Genomic DNA, 23411 nt, shown 5'->3' on the forward strand with positions numbered 1-23411 from the left:
GAGGAAGCCTTACAGTCCCTTCAGGATGCCTTCGACCATCTTCTTGGCGTCGCCGAAGAGCATCATCGTGTTGTCGCGGAAGAACAGCTCGTTCTCGACGCCGGCGTAGCCCGAGGCCATGCCGCGCTTGACGAAGAGCACCGTACGCGCCTTCTCGACGTCCAGGATCGGCATGCCGAAGATGGCGCTGGTCGGGTCGGTCTTGGCCGCCGGGTTGGTGACATCATTGGCCCCAATCACAAAGGCGACGTCCGCCGTCGAGAACTCGCTGTTGATGTCCTCCAACTCGAAGACCTCGTCATAGGGCACGTTGGCTTCGGCCAGCAGGACGTTCATGTGACCCGGCATCCGGCCAGCGACGGGGTGGATGGCGTACTTCACCTCGACGCCTTCCTCCTTCAGCTTGTCGGCCATTTCGCGCAGCGCGTGCTGAGCCTGAGAGACGGCCATGCCATAACCGGGGACGATGATCACCTTGCTGGCGTTCTTCATGATGAAGGCCGCATCGTCGGCCGAGCCCTGCTTGACGGGGCGCGTCTCGACCTTGCCGCCAGGACCGGCCGCAGCGGCGTCAGCGCCGAAGCCGCCCAAGATCACCGAGACGAACGAGCGGTTCATGCCCTTGCACATGATGTAGGACAGAATGGCGCCCGACGAGCCGACGAGGGCGCCGGTGATGATCAGGGTGGTGTTTTCCAGCGTGAAGCCCAGAGCCGCCGCCGCCCAGCCGGAATAGCTGTTCAGCATCGACACCACGACGGGCATGTCCGCGCCGCCGATCGGGATGATCAGGGTGACGCCGATCAGCAGGCTCAGGGCGAAGATGCCCCAGAAGGCCCAGATCGCCGAACCGCCGCTGGCGACCAGCACCACGATGAGCGCCACGATGGCGACCGCGATGATGATGTTCAGCAGGTGACGGGCCGGCAGCAGGATGGGGGCGCCGCCCATGTTGCCGTTCAGCTTGGCGAAGGCGATGACCGAACCGGTGAAGGTGATGGCGCCGATGGCCAGGCCCAGCGACAGCTCGACCAGGCTGCCCCCGTGAATGGCGCCGTCCTCACCCACGATGCCGTAGGCGGCGGGCGTGTAGATGGCGGCCACAGCCACCAGACAGGCGGCCATGCCGACCAGGCTGTGGAAGGCGGCGACGAGCTGCGGCATCGAGGTCATGGCGACCTTGCGAGCGATCACCGCCCCGACCACGCCGCCGACGGCCACGCCACCGACGATCAGACCCAAAGTCACGGCGTCGAGCGCGCCCTGGCTCCAGAGCGTCGCCAGTGTGGTGCCGACGGCGATGGCCATGCCGATCATGCCGTTGCGGTTGCCCGCCTGGCTGGTCACGGGGCTGGAGAGGCCGCGAAGGGCGAGAATGAAAAGCACCCCGGAAACGAGGTACAGAATGGCGGCGAGATTGGCGTTCATGATGTTTGCTCCCCCTCGCGCCGCTTACTTCGACTTCTTCTTGTACATCGCCAGCATGCGCTGGGTGACCAAGAAGCCGCCGAAGATGTTGACCGCCGCGAAGGCTGCGGCGATCGCGCCGGCCCCCTTGGAGATCCAGGTCGAACCGGCGACGGCGCCGCCGGCCAGGTCGCTGTTGGCGCCGTGAGCGGCGGCGGCGAGCAAGGCGCCGACGATGATCACCGACGAGATGGCGTTGGTGACGGCCATCAGCGGCGTGTGCAGCGCGGGGGTCACGCTCCAGACGACGTAGTAGCCGACAAAGATGGCGAGCACGAAGATCGCCAGACGGAACACGGTGGGGTCGACGGCTTCCATATCAGGCTCCCAGCTCGGTGCGTCCTTCGAGGCCTTCGCTGCGCGAAGGCGCCTCAGGATGAGGAAGGTGGTTGGCTCGGTCTTCGCAGTAAAACCTCATCCTGAGGTGCGAGCGAAGCGAGCCTCGAAGGACGAGGTTCGGCTCCACAATCGTCAGCTCTTCAGGTTCGGGTGGACGATCGCCCCGTCACGCGTGACGACGGCGGCCTGCAGGATCTCGTCCTCGAAGTTGGGGGCGAAGGCGCCCTCCTTGTTCGTGAACAGCGACGACAGGGCGAACAGGTTGCGAGCGTAGAGCGCGCTGGCGTCGGCGGCGATACGCCCGGGCAGGTTGGCGTGGCCGAGGATCTTGGCGCCGTTGGCGGTGACGACCGTCTCGTTGAGCTTGGCGCCCTCGACATTGCCGCCCTGTTCGATCGCCAGATCCACCAGGATCGAGCCTGGCTTCATCGACGCCACCTGGGCCGCGTTGACCAGCTTGGGCGCTGGGCGCCCCGGGATCAGGGCCGTGGTGATGACGATGTCCTGCTTGGCGATGTGGCTGGAGACGAGCTCAGCCTGTTTGGCCTGGTACTCCTTGGACATCTCCTTGGCGTAGCCGCCGGCGGTCTGGGCGTTCTTGAATTCCTCGTCTTCGACGGCGAGGAATTTGGCGCCCAGCGACTCGACCTGCTCCTTGGTGGCCGGACGCACGTCGGTGGCGGTCACCACCGCGCCGAGGCGGCGGGCCGTAGCGATGGCCTGCAGCCCGGCGACGCCGACGCCCATGATGAACACCTTGGCCGCAGCGACTGTGCCGGCGGCGGTCATCATCATCGGAAGCGCCTTGCCATAGGCTTCAGCCCCTTCGATCACCGCGCGATAGCCGGCGAGGTTGGCCTGGGACGACAGCATGTCCATCACCTGGGCGCGGGTGATGCGCGGGATGAACTCCATCGCGATCGCCGTCACGCCGGCCTTGGCCAGCGCGTCCAGCGTTTCCTTGTCCTGATACGGATTGAGCGCGGCGGCGACGATCGCGCCCTTCTTGAGCGCCGCGATCTCGGCCGACTCGGGCGCGCGCACCTTGAACAGGACGTCGGCGTCCTTCAGGGCGTCCTTGGCCGTCTTGGCGATCTTAGCGCCGGCCGCTTCGTAGTCAGCGTCCGGATAGGACGCGGCCGTCCCAGCCCCAGCCTGAACCACGACAGAAAACCCGGCCGCGCCGAGCTTCTTGACCGTTTCAGGCGTGGCCGCGACCCGCGTTTCGTTGGCGCGGGTCTCTTTCGTGACGGCGATGACGGCCATCGGCATTCCCCTCCCCAGAGCGGTGTTACCTCACCAGCATGAGGGGCTCTGTAGGGGATAGTCTTGCCTCTTGTCGAGGCATGACGTGCACGTCAGGGAAAAATTATGCCGATGGCCACCGGTGTCAGTGGCTTTGAGTGGGCTTTTCCTTGAGAAGCACCACGCCCAGCGCCAGGAGGACGACGGAGGCGATAGCGCTACCAATGAACCCAGCCGACGTGCAGAACAGCAGGGTGATGAAGAGCAGCAGGACCGCAACAGCCAGCGAGCCCCACTTGGTCATCTTGCCGAACGCGTCGTAGGTGGCAGCTTGCTCGTGGATGTCCATTTCACCGCGGTGATAGTCGCCAGCCATGTGTCGTCCTCAGGAAAGAAAAGAAGAAACCGAGTTCGCCCGATACAACGCGGGCGGCGAAGGCTCAAGCGCGCGCATCGCCCCAGCGCTCAGCGACAAAGCGCGCGCGCACGGCCGCAACCGCCTCGTCGACGGAAATATCCGAAATCCGCCCCTGCCCGCCATCCAGTCGCGACAGCCAGCGCGAGTAGGCTGGCACCGGCGCTGTGCCCATCAATCCGATGCACGGCGTCCCCACGGCGGCCGCTACATTCAATGCGCCTGAGTCGTTACCCAGGAACCCCGCAGACAGCGATATCAGCGCCGCCGACTGGTCGAGCGGCAGGTCGCAGGCCACCACGTTCCCCGGCATTGAGCCGACCGCCGCCTTCGACGCCTCCGCCTCATGCGGGCCACCCACCCAGAACACCGTCCCGAAGAGGTCCGAGAGGGCTTGGGCCGCCGCAGCGAAGCGCGCTGCGGGCCAGGTCCGGGCCGGTTCGCTGGCGCCAACCCCGAGGCACAACCACGGCCCGGGGCGGTCGGCGTATTTGGCTTTCACGGCCTGCAGCGCCTCAGGGTCAAGCTTCAGCGCGGGTTCACGGCTGGCGACCACGAGACCATGCGCCCTCTCGAACGCCTCGAGCTTTTCGATCCGGTGCGCGGGTCGCATGGTCTTGGGCAGGAAGGGCCCTGTCGTCAGAAAGCGCTGCTGGCCATGACCAAGACCAAAGCCACGTCGCTCAGGCGCCCCCGCCAGGGCTGCGGCGATGGCCGGACGGTCGATCTTTTCCAGGATCCAAACCGCACGTGGCTTTTCAGTCCGGCAGATCCGATAGAAGTCGAGCGTCTCACGTACGCCCTTCAGGCGATCCTTGTAATGGGGCGCGTAGAGCACCCTCTCGACCGACGGCTCGACCTTGAGCACTTCGGCCGCACGGCTCGACGGCCGCGCGACCAAAACCACCTTGCCTTCAGGCGTTGTCGCCGCGATCGCGCGGATCGTGGGCAAGTGCCACATCAGGTCGCCGATTCCGCGATCGGGCGCGTAGACGAGGACGGGGCCCTGGAACGTCGATGCGGACAAGTCGGTAAGTCTCTCGGCGGCTTACTCCGCGATTACCGGTCGCAGATCGCCTTGTCACCCGTCGCGAGATCTCAGGGCCAGTTGGCCAGCAAGCCGCGCAATCCGGCGACACAGGCAAGAGGCTGATCGACCATGACGTGATGGTCAGCGTCCGGAATGGCGAGCTTCAGCACGGTCTCCGGCATGCGCCCCACCATGTAGGCGAGCGTCTCGTCGGTCATCAGGTTCGACCGCTCGCCCCACGCCAGGGCGGTCGGACAAGCGATCTGGGGCAACAGATCACCCAGGTCCGGCATCTTGAAATTGCGCCACAGATCAGGATCGAACTTCCACGTCCAACCGTCCGGGGTCTCCTTGAGCGAGCGTCTGGCGATGAAGTCGGCGATGTAGAGGTTCTCGCAGCCCTGCGGCGGCGCGAGGCGAAAGCGCGTCAGGGCCTCTTCCAAGGTCGCATAGGCTGGCGCGCCCTTGCCCGAACGCGGCGGAGGCCCCTTCCAGCGCTTCTCGGGCGGCTGGACCGTGGTGTCGAGCAGGATGGCCCCACGCAGGCGATCGGCGTGCCGCGCGGCGCAATACAGCGTCGGGAATCCGCCGAACGAATGACCCACCACGATCGGTTTGACGCCGCCCGCCTCCAGACCCGCCGCTTCCACAGCCGCGAAGATCTCAGCGGCGAAGAGTTCGGCGGTATAGGCCTCTCGCCAGTCGCTGCCGCCCATGCCCGACCACGAGATCGCCGCGACGCGCCAGTCCTTGGCGAAGAACGGCGCGATGAAGCTCCACCAATCGGCGTGCGCGCCATTGCCATGCAAGAGCAGCAGACCAGGCTTGCCGACCTCGCCCCAGGTCAGAAGCTCGATATTCGCGCCCTCGACCGAGATCATCGTGCGCTCGGGCGCTTGGGCGATCGCAGCGTCGAACCATGACGGAGCAGGAGGCGGCGCGCCCATGAACGGCGCGAGCAGTGAGGCTGGCGCGGATTGGTCGTCGGCCATCGGTTAAGCCTCTTCCTTGTAAGCCAATTCGCCGGGACGCGGCTTTCGGGGGCTCAGAGCTTTGAAGACGCCGGTGCCGGTGATCAGGGTCCGATCGCCGGACCAGATCCGGCCGCGAACTGTGAACAGCAAGTCCTCCTCGCCGATCAACTCCCCTTCGCCTTCCACCCAGTCGCCGAGCTTGGCGCCCGAAAGGAAGTCGCACATCAGCCGCACGGTGACCCAGCTGTAGGACTTCTGCAGCGATATGATCCGCCCCCAGGCCATGTCGGCGAAGCTCATCAGCATGCCGCCGTGACAGTTGCCCAGGCCGTTGGTGTGGTGCTCCTCCACGCGGAATGCGAGGCGCGCCTGGCCGGGTCCTTCGCGATGCTCGAACAGCGGGCCAATCTGGCGGCCAAAGCCACGCGACCAATTGAGTTGGGAGAAGCCGTCCGGGATGGCGGCTGTCTGGGCGTCGGTCAGATCGTCGGACATGCCGCCAGGCTAACAAGCGTTTGAAAAAAGGAAAGCCTTCCGTAAGGACGACGCCCTGGCCGGCGTCTAACCTTTCGAAACAGGGGGATGGCTTGAGCCGAGACCACGACAACTTCGCCGACTGGCTGGCGCCGCATCTGCCGATGCTGCACCGGACGGCGCGGGCGTTCGCGGAAGCGGCGGATCAGCACGACCTGCTGCAGGAGCTGACCGTGGCGCTGTGGAGAGCACGCCCTCGCTTCCGTGCGGAGAGCGCGACCGGGACCTTCGCCCACCGCGTGGCCCACAACGCCGCGCTGACCTGGAAGCGAGGCGAGGTCCGCCGACGGCTGCGCGGCGTGACGGTCGAGGCCGAACTTCTGGCCCGCGACGCCGGCGAGGATCCGCAAGGTCCGCTCCTGGAACGCCTTTATGCGGCGATCCGCACCCTGCCGCCGGTCGAGCGGTCGCTAGTCCTGCTGTCGCTGGACGGCGTGCCCTATGCCGAGATCGCACGGCTGCACGGGCTTTCGGAGAGCAATGTCGGCGTGAGGCTGACCCGCCTGCGCCAGCAGCTCTCGACCTTGGTGAAGGAGGACGCCGATGGACTTTGAGCGCCTCGAACAGGCCTGGCGGTCGGAGGCCAACCGCCCGTCCGAAGAGCAGCAGGCCAGGCTGATGGAGGAACTGATGACAATGTTGAACGCCCGCCGCAGGACGGAATTCGTGCTGGCGGCGATCCCCTTTGGCGCGATGATCGTGTTCACGATCGTGGCCGGGGTGGCCGCCTCTCGAGGGGACGCCTTCGCGCACGACTGGCCGGGACTGGCGATGCTGGGCGTCTGCTGGGCGGCGTTGATCGGCGTGTTCTGGAACGGCTTCCGAGCCCGTCGGCGCGACACGGGCCAGCCGATGCGCGACACCCTCGAAAACCTCCTGGCGCGGAACCAGGCGGCTCGGCGAAACTACAAGACATTCTGCGCCTTGACGCCGGTGTTCCTGTTCCCACTGTGGATGGCCTTCGACCACCTCAAGGACGACGGTCGCATGAGCGCCGCCGCCGGATTCCAGGCCATGGCGCTCTGCGTCTTCGCCCTGGCGGCCAGCTATGGCTGGAACACCCTGCGCTTCTATTGGGTGATGAAGCCCGAGCAGCGTCGGCTGGAGCGTCTGCTGGCGGAGTACGAATAACCCTCAACGCCGTTCTATACAGGACGGCTGCGGCTACAGCCCCACCGCCGCCAGCGCCTCGGCCTGGCGTGCGGCCACGGCCTCTTCGGAGAAACCCTCCAGCGAGGCCTCGAACAGCTGCTTCCAGTTGTGGCTGGCGCCCAGGTGCAGGAAGGCGGCCCCGAGACCGATGGCGGCGCGGTCCATGAACACGAACTCCCGCGGGATGGTGACGCCGCCGACGGCCTTGAGCGCCTGGCGCACCTTGAACGCCTCGCGGCGGCCGTACTCGCCAGGCGGCACGTCGTCGGCCACGGTGCGGACCCGGTCATCCAGCAGCGGGCCGTAGATGAAACGGGCCCAGACGTTCAGGGCGTCGACCAAGGGATCGCTGAGCCCCTGGAAGCCCCAGCTGCGATAGGCCTCGACCTGCTCGGCGCGATCATCGTTGGCGAGCCCACGGTACAGACGCACAACCCCGGCTACGAACTTCGGGGAGAAGATGCGAATGCAGCCGAAATCGAGAAGATTCAGGTGCGCGGCGCCCTCCCCGGCAAAGGTGTAGTTCCCAAGATGCGGGTCGCCATGGATGATCCCCAGATGGGTCATCGGGCTCCACCAGGCCTCGAACAGCAACGCGGCGATCCGGTCACGCACAGCCTGGGGCGCGGTCTTGAAGGCCAGCAGCCCCTGGCCATCCAGCCAGGTCATCGACAGCAAACGACCGGTTGAAAGCTCCAGCACAGGCGATGGCGTCCGGATGTCCGCACGGTCCGCGAAGAAGTTGGCGTAGACCGCCATCAGCTTGGCCTCGCGGGCGTAGTCGAGCTCCTCGCGCAAGCGGTCGCCGATCTCGACAATGGCCTCGGAGGGGTCGAGCGCGCCGTCCATGCGCTTGATGAGGGCGATCAGCGCGCGCAACTGGCCAAGATCACTTTCGACCGCGCTCTGCATGTCCGGATACTGCAGCTTCACGGCCAGGGCGCGGTCGTCGTGCGTCGTTGCGCGGTGGACCTGTCCGAGCGAGGCAGCGGCGGCGGCCTCGTGCTCGAAGCTGGCGAACCTGCTCTGCCAGTCCGCGCCCAGCTCTGCCGCCATGCGTCGACGAACGAACGGCCAGCCCATGGCCGGCGCGTTGGTCTGAAGCTCGGCCAGCTCCTTGGCGAACTCGGGCGGCAGGAGATCCGGCACGGTCGCGAACATCTGCGCCGCCTTCATCAGCGGCCCCTTCAAGCCGCCCAGCGCCGCCTTCAAGGCCTTGGCGTTGCGCGCGTCGGCCTCATCGCCGCCGAACATCCGGTTGGCGCCGTAGGACACGGCCGCGCCCGACAAGCCCGCGCCCACCTTCGCGAAGCGGGACAGGCGACCGGTCAGTCGGTCGCGTTCGGGATCGCGGGCGTCGTCGGCCATGTCACCTCACACCAGGGTTTCGAACTCGTCCACCAGCCGCTCGAGTTGGGCGCAACCGGCGGCCCAGAAAGCCTTGTCCCGCGGGTTCAGGCCAAACGGCTTAAGGGCTTCCACATAGGTGCGCGTGCCGCCCGCCGCGAGGAGATCCTCGTAGAGCGGCGCGAACGTCGCGGGGTCTTCGCGGCGCTTTTCCATCAGGCCTCGCACCAGGAGATCCCCGAAGGCGTAGGCGTAGACGTAGAACGGCGCGTGGCAGAAGTGGCTGACATAGGCCCAGTAGTGCTCATAGCCGGCGTTCAGCTTCACCGCAGGTCCCAGGCTTTCGCCCATGACGTCCAGCCAGAGCGCGCCGATCTGATCCGACGAGAGCTCGCCGTCCTGGCGCGCGTCGTGGAAGCGGCGCTCGAACCGGTGGAAGGCGATCTGGCGGACCACGGTGTTGAGGCCATCCTCGATCTTGCCGGCCAGCAGCCCCTTGCGGTCCTCAGGACTGGCTTCCGCCAGCAGACGATCGAACACCAGCCCCTCGCCGAAGATCGACGCCGTCTCGGCCAGGGTCAGGGGCGTGTCGGCCAACAGGGTGCCCAGCGGTTGGCACAGGGTCTGGTGCACCGCGTGGCCCAGCTCGTGGGCCAGGGTCAGCACGTCGCGCCGCTCGCCCATGTAGTTCATGAAGACGAACGGATGGCGATCGGCCGTCACCGGGTGCGCGAAGGCGCCCGATTGCTTCCCCGGACGGGGCCTCGCATCGATCCACGGCTTGTCGAAGAAAACGCGGGCGGCGTCGGCGAACTTGGGCGCCAGATCCTGGAAGCTCTCCAGCACCATCTCCCTGGCCTCGCCCCAGGCGTAGGCGCGCGGGGCGGCGGCGGTCAGGGGCGCATTGCGGTCCCAGTAATCGAGCGCCGGAACGCCCATGACCTTGGCCTTCAGGGCGTAGTAGCGGTGCGAGAGGCGCGGGTAGGCTTCGACCACCGCCTGCTCCAAGGCGTCCACCGCGTCGGCGTCGACCTCGTTGGCCAGGTGGCGCGACTGGGCGGGCGTCTCGTAGCGCCGCCAGCGGTCCTCGACCTGCTTTTCGAACGCAAGGGTGTTCAAGACCAGCGCCTGGGTCGAGGCGCGCTCTTGCAGGGCGCTGGCCAGTCCATCGGCGGCGGCCTTGCGGCGGTCGACGCTGGGGTCCGACAGGCGGTTAAGGGCTTCGGCGAGAGTCAGGGTCTCGTCGCCGACCTTGGCGGACAGCTTGGCCAGCGTCTCATCGTACAGCCGCGCCCAGTTCGCGACGGCCGGGGCCTTGTCGACGATGAACCGCTCCAGCTCCGGCGACAGCTCGTGCGGTCGTGACAGGCGCACCCGGCGCAGCCACGGCGCCCAGCGCGCGGCCTCGGGATGCGCCTCCAGCGCCTTGGCGATCTCGCGGTCTTCCAGCTGGTTCAGCTCCAGCGTGAAGAACAGGCTGTCGGCGGCGATCTGGGAGGAACGGGCCCGCAGGTCCGCCTCGAACTTGGCCCAGGCCGGATCGTCCCGCGCGACCGAGGCCGCCAAGCCGGCATAGGCGCCCACGCTCCACAGGCCGTTGGTCGCCTGCTCGTAAAGGCTGATCCCGCGATCCAGCAGCAGGCCTAGCCGCTGAGGCTCCTTGCGCGCTTCCAGGAACATCCCCTCCAGGGAGGCCAACTCGTCATTGGCGGCCTTGGCGGCGGCGAGGTCGGTCTCGATCCTCGGATCGTCACGGCCGGAGTAGAGGTCGGTCAGAGTCCATTCGGGCGGGGCGTCGGGTTTGAAAGGCGCGTTCATAGGTCAGCAGATAGGGCTCTCGCCCCCCGAGGCGCAATGCTTGGGCGCCCTAGGCTTCAGTCTTTGCGCGTCCTGAACTCTGCGAGGAACGCCACGAGGCCTACAGCCAAGTAGGTCGCGATGGCCGAAGATCCGAGGCCGACCGGATCGTCGGCCAGCGGCGTCAGCAGCGGGACGACCTGCAGGACAAGCAGGACGCCCAGGAAGACCACGGGGCCGCCCCAGCCAAGCCCTTCCCTGCCACGCCGCCAAGCCCAAGAAGCGGCCGCCATCGCCAGGAGACCCATCTCGACGGCCTGCTCCAGAACCGCGTGGTTCCAGAGGCCAAGCCCAACCTTGGGTCCGGTCCACAGAAGTGGCAGATCGGGACGATGGACCAGGAAGTCGAGCAGCCAGTGCGAGAGCACCGCCAAGCCGATGAAAAGGCCTGCGCGTCGGGGCAGCTTCAGCAGCCAGGCGAGCACAGTCGCCACGCCCACGGACCAGAGAACGGCGGCCGGAAGGCTATGACTATACGGCATATGGGAAAGCACCAGCGCGCTCCCCGGCAGGCTGTGATCCACAGACACCTTCTCGACGCCTGCGATGATCAGGCCGCCCCACGCGATATCGACGGCCTGACAGGCCAGAACGTAGCTCCAGAGCGGCGCCCGGGGCTCGATCGCCTTGGCGACGAGCGCGCCTGCATAGTGCCCAACGAACATGCCTTCCCCCGCCCTTGGCTTCAGACCTCGCGCTCTGGCGGGCCCTGGGGCCACGATCCTCGGCGACGTCCAGGAAGTCCAGCCGCGCCCGATGCGAAGGCGCAACCGATCGGCCCTGCTCTGTCCGTCCGCCACGCGCCGTCGCGCACGGAAGTTACTGTTAACTATAACATTTAAGTTTCGCGACACCTCTGCGAAAGCCGGTGTTTACCGACGACCTGTATCACTCTGAACCAACAAGAGCCCTGCTCCATGTGGGCATGGCCGGTTCTGGTGGATGTGCCCAATGACCAAAACGGTCCTTGTCGTCGATGACGACCCGACACAACGTCGGCTGATTCAAGCGGTGCTCGAGCGCGACGGGTTCGCGGTCTCGCACGCTGAAGGCGGTGACGCGGCGATCGCGCACCTGACGTCGGGCGCACCCGCTGACGTGATCCTGCTCGACCTCGTCATGCCCGGCCTGAACGGTCAGGACACGCTCAAGGAAATGCGCGCGCGCGGCTTTCAGCAGCCCGTGATCGTGCTGACCGCCAGCGGCGGCGTCGACACCGTGGTCAAGGCCATGCAGGCCGGCGCCTGCGACTTCTTTATCAAGCCCGCCTCGCCTGAGCGGATCACCGTGTCGATCCGCAACGCCCTGTCGATGGGCGACCTGAAGGGTGAGGTGGAGCGCTTGACCAAGCGCGCGGGCGGAAAGACCACCTTCGCTGACCTCATCGGCGCGTCGCCGGTGATGACCATGGTCAAGCGTATGGGCGAACGCGCCGCCAAGAGCAGCATTCCCGTGCTGATCACGGGCGAAAGCGGCGTTGGCAAGGAGCTGATCGCCCGCGCCGTCCATGGCTCTTCGGATCGGGCCGGCAAGCCGTTCGTGGCCGTGAACTGCGGCGCGATCCCGGAAAACCTGGTGGAATCGATCCTGTTCGGCCACGAGAAGGGCTCGTTCACCGGCGCCACCGACAAACACCTGGGCAAGTTCAAGGAAGCCGACGGCGGCACCCTGTTCCTCGACGAGGTCGGCGAGCTGCCGCTGGACATGCAGGTCAAGCTGCTGCGCGCCCTCCAGGAGGGCGAGATCGACCCGATCGGTTCCAAGCGCTCGATCAAGGTCGACGTCCGTATCGTCTCGGCCACCAATCGCGACCTGCAGCAGGCCGTCTCGGCCGGCCGCTTCCGCGAAGACCTCTTCTACCGCCTGAACGTCTTCCCGATCGAGGCGCCGTCGCTGCGCGAGCGCCGCGAGGACATCCCGGCGCTCGTCGAGGCGTTCATTCGCCGGTTCAACGTCGAGGAGGGCAAGCGCGTTATCGGCGCCGCGCCCGAGACGATGCAACTGCTGACCGCCTTCGATTGGCCCGGCAACGTGCGCCAGCTGGAAAACACGGTTTATCGCGCCATTGTCCTCGCGGACGCGCCCTATCTGCAGCCGTTCGACTTCCCGGCGATCTCGGGCCTGGCCGCGCCGATCGAGGCCGTCTCGATTGCGCCCGCACCGCCGCCAGCGGCGCTGCTACAGGCCACTCACGCCGCCATGGCCGCCTCTATCGGCGATGCGCCCGTGCGTATTCTTGATGATCGCGGTCATCTGCGCACGCTGGAAGAGATCGAGCGCGACCTGATCCAGCACGCGATCGATGTTTACGCCGGCCATATGAGCGAGGTGGCGCGCCGCCTCGGCATTGGTCGCTCGACCCTCTATCGCAAGGTTCGCGAGCAGGGCATCGAGGTCGACATGAAGGAAGCGGGCTGATGAGCCCGCTGATCCTTCGGCCGCTATCACGCGAACAGCGCCTGAAGGCGCTGCTGAAACCCGTCCGCGCGAACCCCAAACAGATTTCAGCCAAGACCTGAGAGGCCGGGAGTCCCGGCCTCCGCAATCTCAGTGGCCCGACGCTGCGAGAAAACTCTCCCGCGCTTCCTCCCGGTCGGCTGGCTCTTCGACCCTGACCCATCCGGCGCCGGAGCGTCTCACCAGCCCCTCGATCTCAAGGGGTTCGAGTTCTCGCCCCACCAGAGCGGGCGTAATCGGGCGACTCCAGCGGTGATCCAGCTGGCGGGCGATCTCCGCCTCATTGAGACCCGGCGCCTGGGCCAAGGTCATCAGGATCATGTCACGGGTCGAGCGACCGCGACGGCCGCGTTTGCCTGGCGTCGGCGGCGCGAAGGCGGGCGCCTCGCCTGTCGTCAGACGCTCGGCCATGCCGGCCTGTCGCAGCGCGTCCAACGCCAGGAGAATGGCTCTGAGTTCGCTCTCAAACGGGGCTTGCGCCCGCCGTTGAGCTTCAACCATGCGGGATTCCAGCTCCGCCTTACGGCGCAGCAGATATTGATATGTGGTCGCCATTGTCCTTAGTTCCGAGACGTCGTGAGGACACGCAGCGCCCGCCGCAGGGGAACGCCCCGCGCGCTTCGATCCTGGAACCGCGTACCGCCCGCAGCCCAGAGCCTCACAACAAGAAAACTGTTAACTCTTTACAATTGTTCACATTTTGCCGCCGAGCGGTTACCAACACCTTAACGCAGTTCAACGAACAGCAGTTTTTGGTAAGCCTTTGGGACGAAAATTCCAGATTGTGGGGATAGGCGTGTCGCACGGGGAAATTGCGCGACGCAGCACGCCCTCTAGCGCCCTGCGAACCGCAGATCAATCGTCGTCTTGAGAGGTGGTGACCGGAGTGCGGCTCGACTGTCCAAAGCCCTTGCCACGCCTCATGGGCTTCTTCTCGCCCTTGGCCTTCCGGACGATTTCCTTGAGCTTGATCGTCTGGTTGCCCGAGAGCGCCTGGCCTCGAGAACCCTTCTCCGGATCGGCGAAGGCGCGTCCGTAGGTCTCTACCCGCTGCGCGACGCTGCTCAGGAACTCGCCCTCCCACTCGGAGAGCTCTACGCCGGACTTTTCAGCCGCGCGGCGGGCGCGCTTCAGGGCGTTCAGCGCCGCGCGTTTGGCTTGTTCCTTGGGGTCAGGCGGCTTGGCGCGCATGGCTGGAGACTATCCCGCACCCCGCACGCCAAAGCACGCTGAAAAACCTAGATTTCGCCGATGGCCGACAGATAGAGGTCCAGGATCGCGTCTTCTTCCTGGCGCTTGGCGCGGTCCTGCTTGCGGATGCGGACGACCTTCTTGAGCACCTTGACGTCGAAGCCGTTGCCCTTGGCCTCGGCGTAGACTTCCTTGATCTGCTCCATGATCTCGGCCTTCTCGACTTCGAGACGCTCGACGCGCTCGATGATCGACTTGAGCTGGCCCTGGGCGGTCGAGTTCAGGACGTCGGTGTGGGGAATGGCGTCGTCGGCCATGGGAGCGTCTCGCGAAAGTCAGGAATTCAGGAGGCGCGGAACCTAGTGCGAAGGCGGCCTGCTGGGAAGCGCGATTCCGCCTGCGACGAACTGATCCTGCCTAGAGCAGGCCGTGGCCGGCGACCGCGTTGCGCAAGGCGCCAGGCTCGGTGAAGTGATGGGTGTGAAAGCCCATATCCCGGGCTGCGGCGATGTTGGCCGCGCTATCGTCGACAAACAGGAGATCGTGCGCCGACAGGCCTGTGCGCTCGAGAACGATCTCGTAGATTCTGGCGGCGGGCTTGATCACGCCTTCATCGCCGGAAACCACCGCGTCCCGAAAATAGCCGAAGTGCGCGGGCGAAATCGCCTGGACGATCGGCCATTTGCTTTGCGGCATGTTGGTAAGGGCGAACTGCGGCACGTCACGGCCGGCCAACGCCTCGATGACCGCAGCCGTCTCGGGGATGGGCCCGGACAGCATCTCGGCGAACCGCTCATCCCAGGCCCGGATGTGCTCCGCATGTTCGGGGAAGCGGTCGATCAGCGGTGCGGCGTTGTCGGCAAACGAGACGCCGCGATCATGCTCGACATGCCAATCCAGGGTGCAGACGTGCGAAAGGAACCGGTCGAGTTCGGCCGGTTCCCTGAAGATCTTCGCATACAGTGCGCGGGGGTCCCAGCGCACGATGACGTTGCCGACATCCCAGAGAACGGCTCTGGGACGAGGGCGCGTCATCAGCCTTGCTTGGCCTTAAAGCGCGGGTCGGTCTTGTTGATGATGTAGATCACGCCCTTGCGGCGGACCATCTTGCAGTCGCGGTGGCGACCCTTGAGCGACTTCAGCGAGCTGCGAACCTTCATGACCGTCTCTGTCTGTACTCAGCGGAGAGGTTCGGGCGCGCACAAGTCGACGGCCGGAACGTCCGGGTGTTTCGGAGGCGGTGCGTATAGTCAGGACACGGGCCCGAGTCAATGCGCTCTGGGCCCTTTCGCGGCGTTGGGCGGGAACTTCACGCGTCTGGCGCGCTTGTGATTGAAGCTTTCATGCGAACCCCGGTAGCTTCCAGCCCATGGCCATGGATCGTCGCGTCTTTCTCGTTCTCCTGCTCGCTGGCTGCGCGGACACTTCTCCGCAAGGACCGCTGACCGCGATCAGCCCGCCACCGCCGCCCGCGCCCAAGGCCGAGGCGGCCGCCGTCCCCGCGCCGACGCCGCAAACGCCGGTTCCGGCCGGCGAACTGGCCTTCGACACCTGGATGCAGGACTTCCGCGGCCGCGCCTTGGCGGCGGGATTGTCACCAGAGCTTCTGGATCGTGAGCTCGGCGGGGTCACTCCCGATCCCCGAGTGATCAGTCTCGACAGCCGCCAACCCGAGTTCTCCAAGCCCGTCGGCGACTATATCCGGGGCGTGATCAGCGAAGATCGCGTCGCGGTCGGCCGCAACAAGCGCGAACAGTTGGCTTTCCTGGCGGAGATCGAGAGCCGATACGGCGTGCCGCGCGACATTCTCCTGGCGGTCTGGGCCATGGAGTCGGCGTTCGGGCAGCTCCAGGGCAATTTCGACGTCGTGCGCTCGATGGTGAGCCTTTCGGCCGACGGCCGCCGCCGCGCCTGGGCCGAAGGCGAGCTGATCGCGGCCCTGAAGATCATCGACTCGGGCGAGGTCACACGCGCCCAGCTCAAGGGTTCATGGGCCGGGGCCATGGGCCAGACCCAGTTCATTCCGACCAGCTTCAGGGCCACGGCCGTTGACTTTGACGGCGATGGACGGCGCGACATCTGGGGTTCAGACGCCGACGCCCTGGCCTCCGCCGCCAACCTGCTGGTTCGTGGCGGTTGGAAGCGAAATGTCGGCTGGGCCAAGGAAGTCATCCTGCCGCCCGGTTTCGACTACTCCGTCACAGAAGGCCCTCGGGAGATCCCGGCCTGGTGGGAAGCCCGCGGCGTGCGGCGCGCCGATGGCCTGCCCTGGACCGCGCAGGACGCGGCCTCGCCGGCCATGCTGATCCTGCCGGCCGGCGCGGCGGGGCCGGCGTTCCTGGCCTTGCCCAATCACTTCGCGATCCGGACCTACAACAACTCCACGTCCTACGCCCTGGGGATCGGTCTGCTGGCTGACCGGTTCGCCGGCGGCGCGGCTCCCATCACGCCTTGGCCAGTGGAGACGCCGCTGTCGATGTCGGATCGGATGGCCGCCCAGATCGCCCTGGCGCGGGTGGGCTTCAGCCCCGGACCCGCCGATGGCGTGATCGGCGCGGGCACGCGCCGCGCCCTCCGCGCGTGGCAGCAAAGCCAGCAACTGCCCGCCGACGGCTATCTGTCCAACGATATGGTCGCCCGCCTGAAGGCGCAGGCGGGGATCAGCCCGTAGCGATCTCCATCCAGATCGAGCGCCGCTCTCCAGGGCGCAGCGCCATCATGCCCGTCTCGCCCTCTCCGAACGGATTGGGGCGGCTGGCGCACGGCTCCACGCAATAGTAGCCCTCGCCCGGCGGGACATAGATGTGCAGCCAAGCACAATCAGCCGAAGCTGTGATGACAGTGTCCGGCTGACCCGGCGCGCTCAGCACCGCGCGCTGGTTCCAGCCGGTGTAGCAGTGATCGATCAGCGCGTGCCCGGCCACCGGCGCGCCGGCGGCCCAGTCGGGTCCCCATGCTCCCTCATGGCGCACAGTAGGCAAGACGTCGGCGTCGATAAGCCAGACCCCGTCGTTGAACGCCGTCAGGCGCTCGCCAGGCCTGGCCGGAAAGTAGGGATGGAAACCCAGGCCTGCGGGCATGACCTCCTCACCGGTGTTGATGACCGTCAGAGTGACCCGAAAGCCCGTCTCGCGCAGTTCAAAGGCCTGCTCGGCACGATACGACCAGGGCCAATCGCCGGGTACATGGTCGAAGGCCAAGACAGCCACTCCGCCCTCAGCGCTCTCGACGGTCCAGGGCGCGCGCCAGCCTTGGCCATGCAGCGGGTGCGGGTGCCCCTGAAGGTTCGGCGGCAAGACGACCGTTCGGCCGTCAGACACGAACTGGCCGTTCGGAATGCGATTGCAGAACGGAACCAGCGGGAAGCTCGCCGTCAGCAAGGCGTCGACAGCGCCCGCCCCCATCGGCCTCAAGACGTGGCGCCCGCCGACCGTAAACGCCGCCACCGCGCCGCCGACTTCCGGCGCCAGCACCAGGCAGGCTCCGCCTTTCTCGATAGCGACCATGCTGCGCTCTCCCAGGAACCGATCGCCGCATCGGTAGGGGCGTTCGACGCCGAGGCCAAGCCTCATGGTAGCGGTCGCAGAGACTTGCGCGCCCGTACTGGCCAAGCTCAACTGAGGCCATGGTCGAAATTCTCTCCGCGCATGAAGCGCGACGCATCGCGCTGGCGGCGCAAGGCTTCGGCCGCCCTCGCCCAGCCCAGCCGGGGAAGCGCCATCTGCTTTCGACGATCGAGGCGCTGGGCGTCGTCCAAATCGACTCCGTCAATGTCGTCTCGCGATCGCACTACCTGCCGTTCTTCTCCCGCCTGGGGCCCTATGACCGCGCTGTACTTGAGGACCTCGCCTGGGGCCGCAAGCCCGCTCTCGCCGAGTACTGGGCCCACGAAGCGTCGTTGACCCCGCTCGCCACCCACCCCCTGCTGCGCTGGCGGATGCAGGACGCGCGGGATGGCGCGGGCGTCTGGAAGAACGTCGCGAGCTTCCTGCGGAGCCACGCGGATTTCATCGATGAGGCCCTGCGCGCTGTCGACCAGCGCGGCCCGCTCGCCGCATCGGACCTGGAGCTTGGCGCGAAGGGCGCGGGCGGCTGGTGGGGCTGGAGCGAGGGCAAACGCGCGATGGAATGCCTGTTCTGGACAGGCCGACTGACCACAGCCACCCGGCGCGGCGCCTTCGAGCGCGTTTACGATCTCCCGGAGCGGGTCTTGCCCAAGGCCATCCACGAAACGCCGACGCCTGAACGTGGCGAGGCCTGCCGCGGGCTGCTCAAGATCGCCGCCCGGGCGATGGGCGTCGCGACGGAACGCGATCTGCGCGACTATTTCCGCCTGAACCTCGCCGATGCGCGCGAGGGCGTCGCGGCCCTGGCCGCCGAAGGAGCCCTCCTCCCCGTCAACGTGAAGGGGTGGGATCAGCCCGCCTATCTCTGGCCTGAAGCCCGGCGCCCGCGCGCAATCAAGACCGCCGCCCTGCTCTCGCCGTTCGACAATCTGATCTGGTTTCGCGAGCGCGCCGAGCGCCTGTTCGACGTGCGCGTGCGCCTTGAAATCTACACGCCGGCCCATAAGCGGATCCACGGCTATTATGTCCTGCCTTTCCTTCAGAACGAACAGATCACCGCGCGCGTGGACCTGAAAGCCGATCGAAAGACGGGGCGGTTGTTGGTGCTTGCGGCGCATGCTGAGCGCCATGCCGACACGGAGACCCCCGGAGCGCTGGCGGCGGAGCTGGCGCTTATGGCCCGGTGGCTCGGTCTTCGTGCCGTCGAGGTCAGGTCCGTCGGCGACCTCGCCCCCGCCGTGGGTTTGGCCGTCGGCTCGCACGCCGAAGGTGGCTCGACCGGACTGTAAACCATTGTAAAAATGCCGCCTCAGGTCGAGCGCGCAGGGGCGGAGCAAGGTACAGATGAAGAGCTGGACGCCTGCTTGTCGCCCCACCGACGGCGAGTCGCCCGCGGCGCGTTCCGCTCCCCCGCGGGACGCGCCACTTCCCAGCTTAAGTGAGCTTATGAAAGTCGCCCTGCTCGACGACGACCAAAGTCACAATGCGCTTGTGGCTTCGGTATTGGATCCCGCCGGCTTCGTCTGCACCAGCTTCACCTCGCCTTCGCGCCTGCTGGCGGAACTGCGCAAGCAGACTTTCGATCTGATCATTTTGGATTGGAACATGCCCGAGCTGTCGGGCGTGGAGACGCTGAAGCTTCTCCGTGACGATCCCTTGACCGCGCCGCCCGTCCTGCTGCTGACCAGCCGCTCGGTGGAGGCCGACCTTGTGGAGGGGCTGAACGCCGGCGCGGACGACTATATCGTCAAGCCCTTGCAGCCGCAGGTGCTGCTGGCGCGCGTCAACGCCGTGGTTCGCCGCATCCACCGCCCGCCGTCCCAACCTCAGACCGAACAGTATGGCCAGTATCGCCTAGACCCCGGCGCTCAGACCGCCGGCTGGAACGGGCATGTCGAGACCCTGACGCCCAAGGAGTTTCAACTGGCTTCGCTGCTGTTCAGCAATTTGTCACGCCCCCTGTCGCGCGAATACCTGTTGCGACGCATCTGGGGACAAAGACCTGACCTCGAGACGCGCACCCTCGACGCCCATGTGTCACGACTGCGCTCAAAGCTGCATCTGCGTCCCAGCAACGGTTTCCGGCTGAGCACGGTCTACGGTTTCGGCTATCGTCTTGAAGCATGCGACCCGGATACGGCGGGCGGGGGAGACTGAGCATGATCAAGGCCGCAGGCGCGAGTCTCCTGGTTCTGGCGCTGTCAGGCGCGACGAACGCCTGGGCGCAGACCCAGGCTGCCGAACCGCCTGTGTCCTATGTCGTCAAGCCGGGCGACACCTTGATCGGCCTGGGCCAGGCCTATCTGAACCGGCCCAGCGACTACCGCCGGGTCCAGAAGGCCAATGGGGTTCAGGAGCCGCGACGACTCCGGCCAGGCTCGCGGCTCAATATCGACCCCAACCTCCTGAAGTCGACACCGATCGCCGCGACGCTATCGGCTTTCACCGGCCCGGTGCAGATCGAGACGAACGGCCAGAGAGCCCCGGCGCGTGTCGGCATGCCACTGTCGGAAGGTCAGTGGATCATCACCGGTCCCGGCGCCTTCGCCACCTTTGAACTGGAAGACGCGTCCCGCGTGACCCTGCCCTCGAATACGCGGGTGCGGATCGCCAAGCTACGTCAGGTGCTGATCAACAACGCCCCCCAGCGGGTGTTCCAGCTGGAGCAAGGCAAGGGCACCATCTCGGCGACTCCGACGCCCACGCCGGGCGCTCGCTTCGAGGTGCGCACCCCGGTGTCGGTCTCGGCTGTCCGCGGCACGGAGTTCCGCGTCGGCGCCGCCGCCGACAGGGCGCAGACTGAAGTCCTGAAGGGCGCCGTCGGCGTCGATGCCGGCGCCAGCGCAACAGAAGGCGCGCCCATTGAGGCCGGTTTCGGCGTCAGCGCATCAACCGACGGCGTCAGCGCGCCGGTCGAGCTTCTGCCAGCGCCGAAGCTGGGCGCCGGCGGCCAAACCCAGAGCGACGCCCTGGTCCGCTTCAGCCTGGAGCCCGTGGAGGGGGCGGCGTCATACCGCTTGCTGCTGGCCCGCGACGCCGGCTTCATCGACATTTTCGCCGAGGCGACAACCCAGACCACCTCTCAGCGAAATCCCATCGCCGACTTCGGTCAGGTCGCCAATGGCACCTACTTCGTACGCCTGACCGCCATAGATCCCGGCGGCCTGGAAGGTTTCCCGGCCGATTACAGTTTCGATCGCGACCTCGACACGCTGGACGCCGCGACGCCCGGCGACAGCCGCGACGGCAAGCAGCGCAAGTTCCTGTTCCGTTGGAGCTCCTCGGGCGACGGCGTCCGAAACTACAGGTTCCAGATGTTCGCCGCAGGCGACATGAAGAGCCCGGTGGTCGATCAGCCAGGCCTGACCGAGCCGCTCCTCACGCTCACCGACCTGCCGCCCGGCGCCTATGCCTGGCGAGTGACCGCGCTGCGCTTCAAGGATGGCGTGATGACCGAGAAGCAGGGGCCGCTGCAACAGCTGCAGATCGGAAAGTGAAGTCGTCCGCCTCCCGGCCGTCACGCTCCAGCGATCGTCGGCTGTCGTGGCTCTGGCTGGCGATCGCCGCCAGTCTTGTGTTCGCGCTGCTGGCGGTCAGTCCGCCCACTCGGGTCGACAACGTCCTTTATGACGTCCTGGCGCGCGCCAATACGCGCCCCGCCGACGACTCGATTCTGATTGTCGACATCGATGATCGCAGCCTCGCCCGAATGGGGGCGTGGCCTTGGTCGCGAGACGCCCATGCGCGAATGATCGACCAACTGAGCCAGGCGGACGCACGCGCCATCGTCTACGACGTGCTGTTCAGCCAGCCCGCGCGCGATCCGGCGCAGGACCGCGCCCTGGGCGAGGCCATCGCCCGGTCAGGACGGGTGTATCTCCCGGAGTTCCTGATCGATGAAAGTCAGGACGCGCCATCGCGCATCGTTGGCTCGATCCCCCAGATCGCCCGGGGCGCCGCCGGCGTAGGCTTGGCGCACGTTCGTTTCGACGATGACGGCGTGGTGCGTCGCATGGCGCCGTTCGAGGCCAACGGGCCGAACCTCAAGCCGGACATGATGACTGTGGTTCACCGGGCTACACGTCCGACCGGCTCACCGGACGTGACGCGGGGCGACGACCAGACGCTTCTGATCTCCTTCGCTGGGCCACCGTCAATCTACCGCCATGTCAGCTTCGCGAGCGTGCTCGACGGCGAGGTCCCCCGCGAACTGATCGCCGGACGCACGGTGTTCGTCGGCCTGACCGCGCCGGGCCTTGGCCCCGCTTTCCCCACCCCGGTCACGCCGGACGCCGCCAGCATGACCGGGGTGCAATTGCAGGCCAGTATTCTGGACGCGCTGCGCCATGGCCGCATGATAAAACCTGCGGGCCCATGGAGCCGAGCAGCCTTCAGCCTGACATTGCTCTGGCTGCTGATGATCGGCTTTCTGGCTCTGCCGCCGCGCGCCAACCTCCTGCTCACCATTGGCCTTTGTCTGGTGGGCCTGGGCTACTCCGCCGCCCTCTTCTGGCTGGGCCATATCTGGCTTTCGCCAATCGCCACGGTCGTCGGACTGAAGCTGGTCGCCCTGCTTTGGGGCTGGGGCCAACTGGGGCGCGTCAACGACGTGATCGGCCGCGAGCTTGCGCGGGTTCGGTCCGTCGTGCGCGGGCGGATCGCCCCGGCGACCGCGTTCGCCGGCGACGTCGTCACGCGCCAAGCCTCCAGCCTCGGCGAGGCGATCACGCATATGGACGACCTGCGCCGCTTTTCCGCTGACGCCCTGTTCAGCCTTCCGGACGCGACGCTTGTGGCGGATGAGCGGGGCCGGGTCATCGCGGCGAACGCTGCGGCCCAGACCCTGTTCAGACCCCACCAGACAGCCTTGAACGGGGCGTCGCTGGCGGATCTGATCAATCTTCTGGACCCTCTTGGTCGCCGCTTTGAACTGGACTGGCCCCAGGCCACGGATCGGCACGACGCAATCGACCTGCACCTGCCCGACGGGCGAGCCTTCCAACTGCAGACGGTGTTTCGCCGCGACGAACGGGGCGCGCCGGCGGGATGGATCGTGCGGCTCGCCGACATATCGATCCTGACCGCTGCGATGCGCCAGCGCGAACAGGCGTTGCAGTTGCTGACCCACGACATGCGCTCGCCGCAAACCTCGATCCTGGCCCTGCTGGCCACCACGCCCGACTTACCTGAGGAAACGGCCGACCGCATCGCCGCCTACGCGCGCCGCACGCTCGCCCTGGCCGACGGCTTCGTGCAGCTCGCGCGCGCCGAGGTGACGCCGGTGTCGCTGGAGCCGCTGGATCTGGCGGATGTGGCGGTCGAGGCGATCGACGAGGTCTGGCCCCAATCGCTGCAGCGGAAAATCCGCATCGAACAGGTTGGCGGCGAGGCGCCCCTGATGGTCTTGGGGGATCGGAGCGTGCTGGCGCGGACCCTGGTGAACCTACTCGGCAATGCCGTGAAGTATAGCCCGACGGGATCGACGATCACGGTCACCCTGTCCGAGCAGCCTTCCGCCAGCGGCCCGCTCGTCAGCGTCGCCATCGCCGATCAGGGACCAGGGTTCTCACGCGAGGAGGCCGCGACCGCCTTCCGCCCCTTCCAGCGCTTCGAGCGCCCCGGCCACGCGCTGGCCGGCAACGGCGTCGGCCTCGGCCTGGCGTTCGTACAGGCCGCTGTCGCTCGGCATGGGGGCAAGGTCTCGTGCCGCAGCGAACAGGGCGTTGGCGCGGAGTTCACGGTGCGGTTGCCACGGCACAGCGCGTCAGCAGCCCAAACCCGCTGAACAGATCTACAGCCCCGCCAGCACTGGATCGCGCAACGGCCAACCCAACGAT

General features: G+C 66.8%; 25 protein-coding genes. 9 read left to right on the plus strand and 16 right to left on the minus strand.

The annotated features are described in order from the left end of the window. Positions 1 to 9: 9 nt before the first annotated feature. The 7 genes from J2X45_RS12380 to J2X45_RS12410 all read right to left on the minus strand — a co-directional run bounded on the left by J2X45_RS12380 (position 10) and on the right by J2X45_RS12410 (position 5965). A complete protein-coding gene (locus J2X45_RS12380; RefSeq protein WP_310215100.1) occupies positions 10 to 1428 on the minus strand; it encodes an NAD(P)(+) transhydrogenase (Re/Si-specific) subunit beta in 1419 nt (472 codons plus the stop codon). 24 nt (positions 1429 to 1452) lie between these two features. Further along, a complete protein-coding gene (locus tag J2X45_RS12385) occupies positions 1453 to 1785 on the minus strand; it encodes a proton-translocating transhydrogenase family protein (protein WP_295113706.1) in 333 nt (110 codons plus the stop codon). 153 nt (positions 1786 to 1938) lie between these two features. Next, positions 1939 to 3078 (minus strand): Re/Si-specific NAD(P)(+) transhydrogenase subunit alpha, encoded by a 1140-nt coding sequence (locus J2X45_RS12390; protein WP_310215105.1) that lies wholly within the window; start codon positions 3076 to 3078, stop codon positions 1939 to 1941. Positions 3079 to 3196: 118 nt separating this feature from the next. Next, on the minus strand, positions 3197 to 3427 hold the full coding sequence (locus tag J2X45_RS12395) for an aa3-type cytochrome c oxidase subunit IV (protein WP_310215106.1): 231 nt from the start codon (positions 3425 to 3427) through the stop codon (positions 3197 to 3199). A gap of 64 nt (positions 3428 to 3491) precedes the next feature. Next, positions 3492 to 4493, minus strand: coding sequence for a glycosyltransferase family 9 protein (locus J2X45_RS12400; protein ID WP_310215108.1), 1002 nt, complete (start codon positions 4491 to 4493; stop codon positions 3492 to 3494). A 71-nt stretch (positions 4494 to 4564) separates the two neighbouring features. Then, positions 4565 to 5488, minus strand: coding sequence for an alpha/beta hydrolase (locus J2X45_RS12405; RefSeq protein WP_310215110.1), 924 nt, complete (start codon positions 5486 to 5488; stop codon positions 4565 to 4567). A 3-nt stretch (positions 5489 to 5491) separates the two neighbouring features. Beyond that, positions 5492 to 5965, minus strand: coding sequence for a PaaI family thioesterase (locus tag J2X45_RS12410; protein ID WP_096052565.1), 474 nt, complete (start codon positions 5963 to 5965; stop codon positions 5492 to 5494). Positions 5966 to 6057: 92 nt separating this feature from the next. On the opposite strand from J2X45_RS12410, the gene J2X45_RS12415 reads away from it, so the two are divergent. After that, the gene (locus J2X45_RS12415; RefSeq protein ID WP_310215112.1) at positions 6058 to 6558 is read left to right on the plus strand and encodes an RNA polymerase sigma factor; all 501 of its coding nucleotides are present in this window, start codon (positions 6058 to 6060) and stop codon (positions 6556 to 6558) included. After that, positions 6548 to 7135: a hypothetical protein gene (locus tag J2X45_RS12420; RefSeq protein WP_310215113.1), complete on the plus strand. Its 588-nt coding sequence runs from the start codon at positions 6548 to 6550 to the stop codon at positions 7133 to 7135. Before J2X45_RS12415 ends, J2X45_RS12420 begins: the two co-directional genes overlap by 11 nt. Positions 7136 to 7168: 33 nt before the next feature. Here J2X45_RS12420 and J2X45_RS12425 read toward each other — a convergent pair whose 3' ends face one another. Genes J2X45_RS12425 through J2X45_RS12435 form a run of 3 tightly spaced genes read right to left on the minus strand, consistent with a single transcriptional unit; the run spans position 7169 to position 11025 of the window. Beyond that, positions 7169 to 8524, minus strand: coding sequence for an AarF/UbiB family protein (locus J2X45_RS12425; RefSeq protein ID WP_310215114.1), 1356 nt, complete (start codon positions 8522 to 8524; stop codon positions 7169 to 7171). A 6-nt stretch (positions 8525 to 8530) separates the two neighbouring features. Next, positions 8531 to 10321, minus strand: coding sequence for a M3 family oligoendopeptidase (locus J2X45_RS12430; protein WP_310215115.1), 1791 nt, complete (start codon positions 10319 to 10321; stop codon positions 8531 to 8533). A gap of 56 nt (positions 10322 to 10377) precedes the next feature. Then, positions 10378 to 11025, minus strand: a complete 648-nt coding sequence (locus J2X45_RS12435; protein ID WP_310215118.1) for a hypothetical protein — start codon at positions 11023 to 11025, stop codon at positions 10378 to 10380. A gap of 286 nt (positions 11026 to 11311) precedes the next feature. On the opposite strand from J2X45_RS12435, the gene J2X45_RS12440 reads away from it, so the two are divergent. Then, entirely contained in the window at positions 11312 to 12778 is a 1467-nt protein-coding gene (locus J2X45_RS12440) for a sigma-54 dependent transcriptional regulator (protein WP_310215121.1), read from the plus strand. Further along, positions 12778 to 12879: a hypothetical protein gene (locus tag J2X45_RS12445; protein WP_310215122.1), complete on the plus strand. Its 102-nt coding sequence runs from the start codon at positions 12778 to 12780 to the stop codon at positions 12877 to 12879. Before J2X45_RS12440 ends, J2X45_RS12445 begins: the two co-directional genes overlap by 1 nt. 28 nt (positions 12880 to 12907) lie before the next feature. Here J2X45_RS12445 and J2X45_RS12450 read toward each other — a convergent pair whose 3' ends face one another. The 5 genes from J2X45_RS12450 to ykgO form a co-directional block, all read right to left on the minus strand. Beyond that, a complete protein-coding gene (locus J2X45_RS12450) occupies positions 12908 to 13372 on the minus strand; it encodes a hypothetical protein (protein WP_310215124.1) in 465 nt (154 codons plus the stop codon). Positions 13373 to 13672: 300 nt separating this feature from the next. Then, positions 13673 to 14008 carry a hypothetical protein gene (locus J2X45_RS12455; protein ID WP_310215126.1) on the minus strand — a complete coding sequence of 112 codons (336 nt, stop codon included), beginning with the start codon at positions 14006 to 14008 and terminating at the stop codon, positions 13673 to 13675. 47 nt (positions 14009 to 14055) lie between these two features. Beyond that, entirely contained in the window at positions 14056 to 14325 is a 270-nt protein-coding gene (locus J2X45_RS12460) for a DUF2312 domain-containing protein (protein WP_010921151.1), read from the minus strand. 100 nt (positions 14326 to 14425) lie between these two features. Continuing rightward, complete coding sequence (locus J2X45_RS12465) at positions 14426 to 15043, minus strand: HAD family phosphatase (protein ID WP_310215131.1); 618 nt, start codon at positions 15041 to 15043, stop codon at positions 14426 to 14428. After that, on the minus strand, positions 15043 to 15168 hold the full coding sequence (gene ykgO, locus J2X45_RS12470; RefSeq protein ID WP_004616427.1) for a type B 50S ribosomal protein L36: 126 nt from the start codon (positions 15166 to 15168) through the stop codon (positions 15043 to 15045). Before ykgO ends, J2X45_RS12465 begins: the two co-directional genes overlap by 1 nt. A gap of 209 nt (positions 15169 to 15377) precedes the next feature. Here ykgO and J2X45_RS12475 point away from each other — a divergent pair, with 209 nt between their 5' ends. Further along, positions 15378 to 16679, plus strand: coding sequence for a lytic murein transglycosylase (locus tag J2X45_RS12475; protein WP_310215136.1), 1302 nt, complete (start codon positions 15378 to 15380; stop codon positions 16677 to 16679). On the opposite strand, the gene J2X45_RS12480 is transcribed toward J2X45_RS12475, so the two are convergent. Next, positions 16669 to 17514, minus strand: coding sequence for an aldose 1-epimerase (locus J2X45_RS12480; protein ID WP_310215139.1), 846 nt, complete (start codon positions 17512 to 17514; stop codon positions 16669 to 16671). The two genes, J2X45_RS12475 and J2X45_RS12480, sit on opposite strands and share 11 nt — an antisense overlap. Before the next feature lie 119 nt (positions 17515 to 17633). Here J2X45_RS12480 and J2X45_RS12485 point away from each other — a divergent pair, with 119 nt between their 5' ends. The 4 genes from J2X45_RS12485 to J2X45_RS12500 are packed head-to-tail and all read left to right on the plus strand — an operon-like array spanning position 17634 to position 23359. Next, on the plus strand, positions 17634 to 18863 hold the full coding sequence (locus J2X45_RS12485) for a winged helix-turn-helix domain-containing protein (protein WP_310215142.1): 1230 nt from the start codon (positions 17634 to 17636) through the stop codon (positions 18861 to 18863). Positions 18864 to 18918: 55 nt separating this feature from the next. After that, positions 18919 to 19731, plus strand: a complete 813-nt coding sequence (locus tag J2X45_RS12490; RefSeq protein WP_310215144.1) for a response regulator transcription factor — start codon at positions 18919 to 18921, stop codon at positions 19729 to 19731. After that, a complete protein-coding gene (locus tag J2X45_RS12495; RefSeq protein ID WP_310215145.1) occupies positions 19698 to 21071 on the plus strand; it encodes a FecR domain-containing protein in 1374 nt (457 codons plus the stop codon). The genes J2X45_RS12490 and J2X45_RS12495 overlap by 34 nt, the downstream gene beginning before the upstream one ends. Continuing rightward, entirely contained in the window at positions 21068 to 23359 is a 2292-nt protein-coding gene (locus tag J2X45_RS12500; RefSeq protein ID WP_310215147.1) for a CHASE2 domain-containing protein, read from the plus strand. The genes J2X45_RS12495 and J2X45_RS12500 overlap by 4 nt, the downstream gene beginning before the upstream one ends. Positions 23360 to 23411: the final 52 nt, after the last annotated feature.

Source organism: Caulobacter sp. BE264 (genome assembly GCF_031457805.1).
Classification (GTDB): Bacteria; Pseudomonadota; Alphaproteobacteria; order Caulobacterales; family Caulobacteraceae; genus Caulobacter.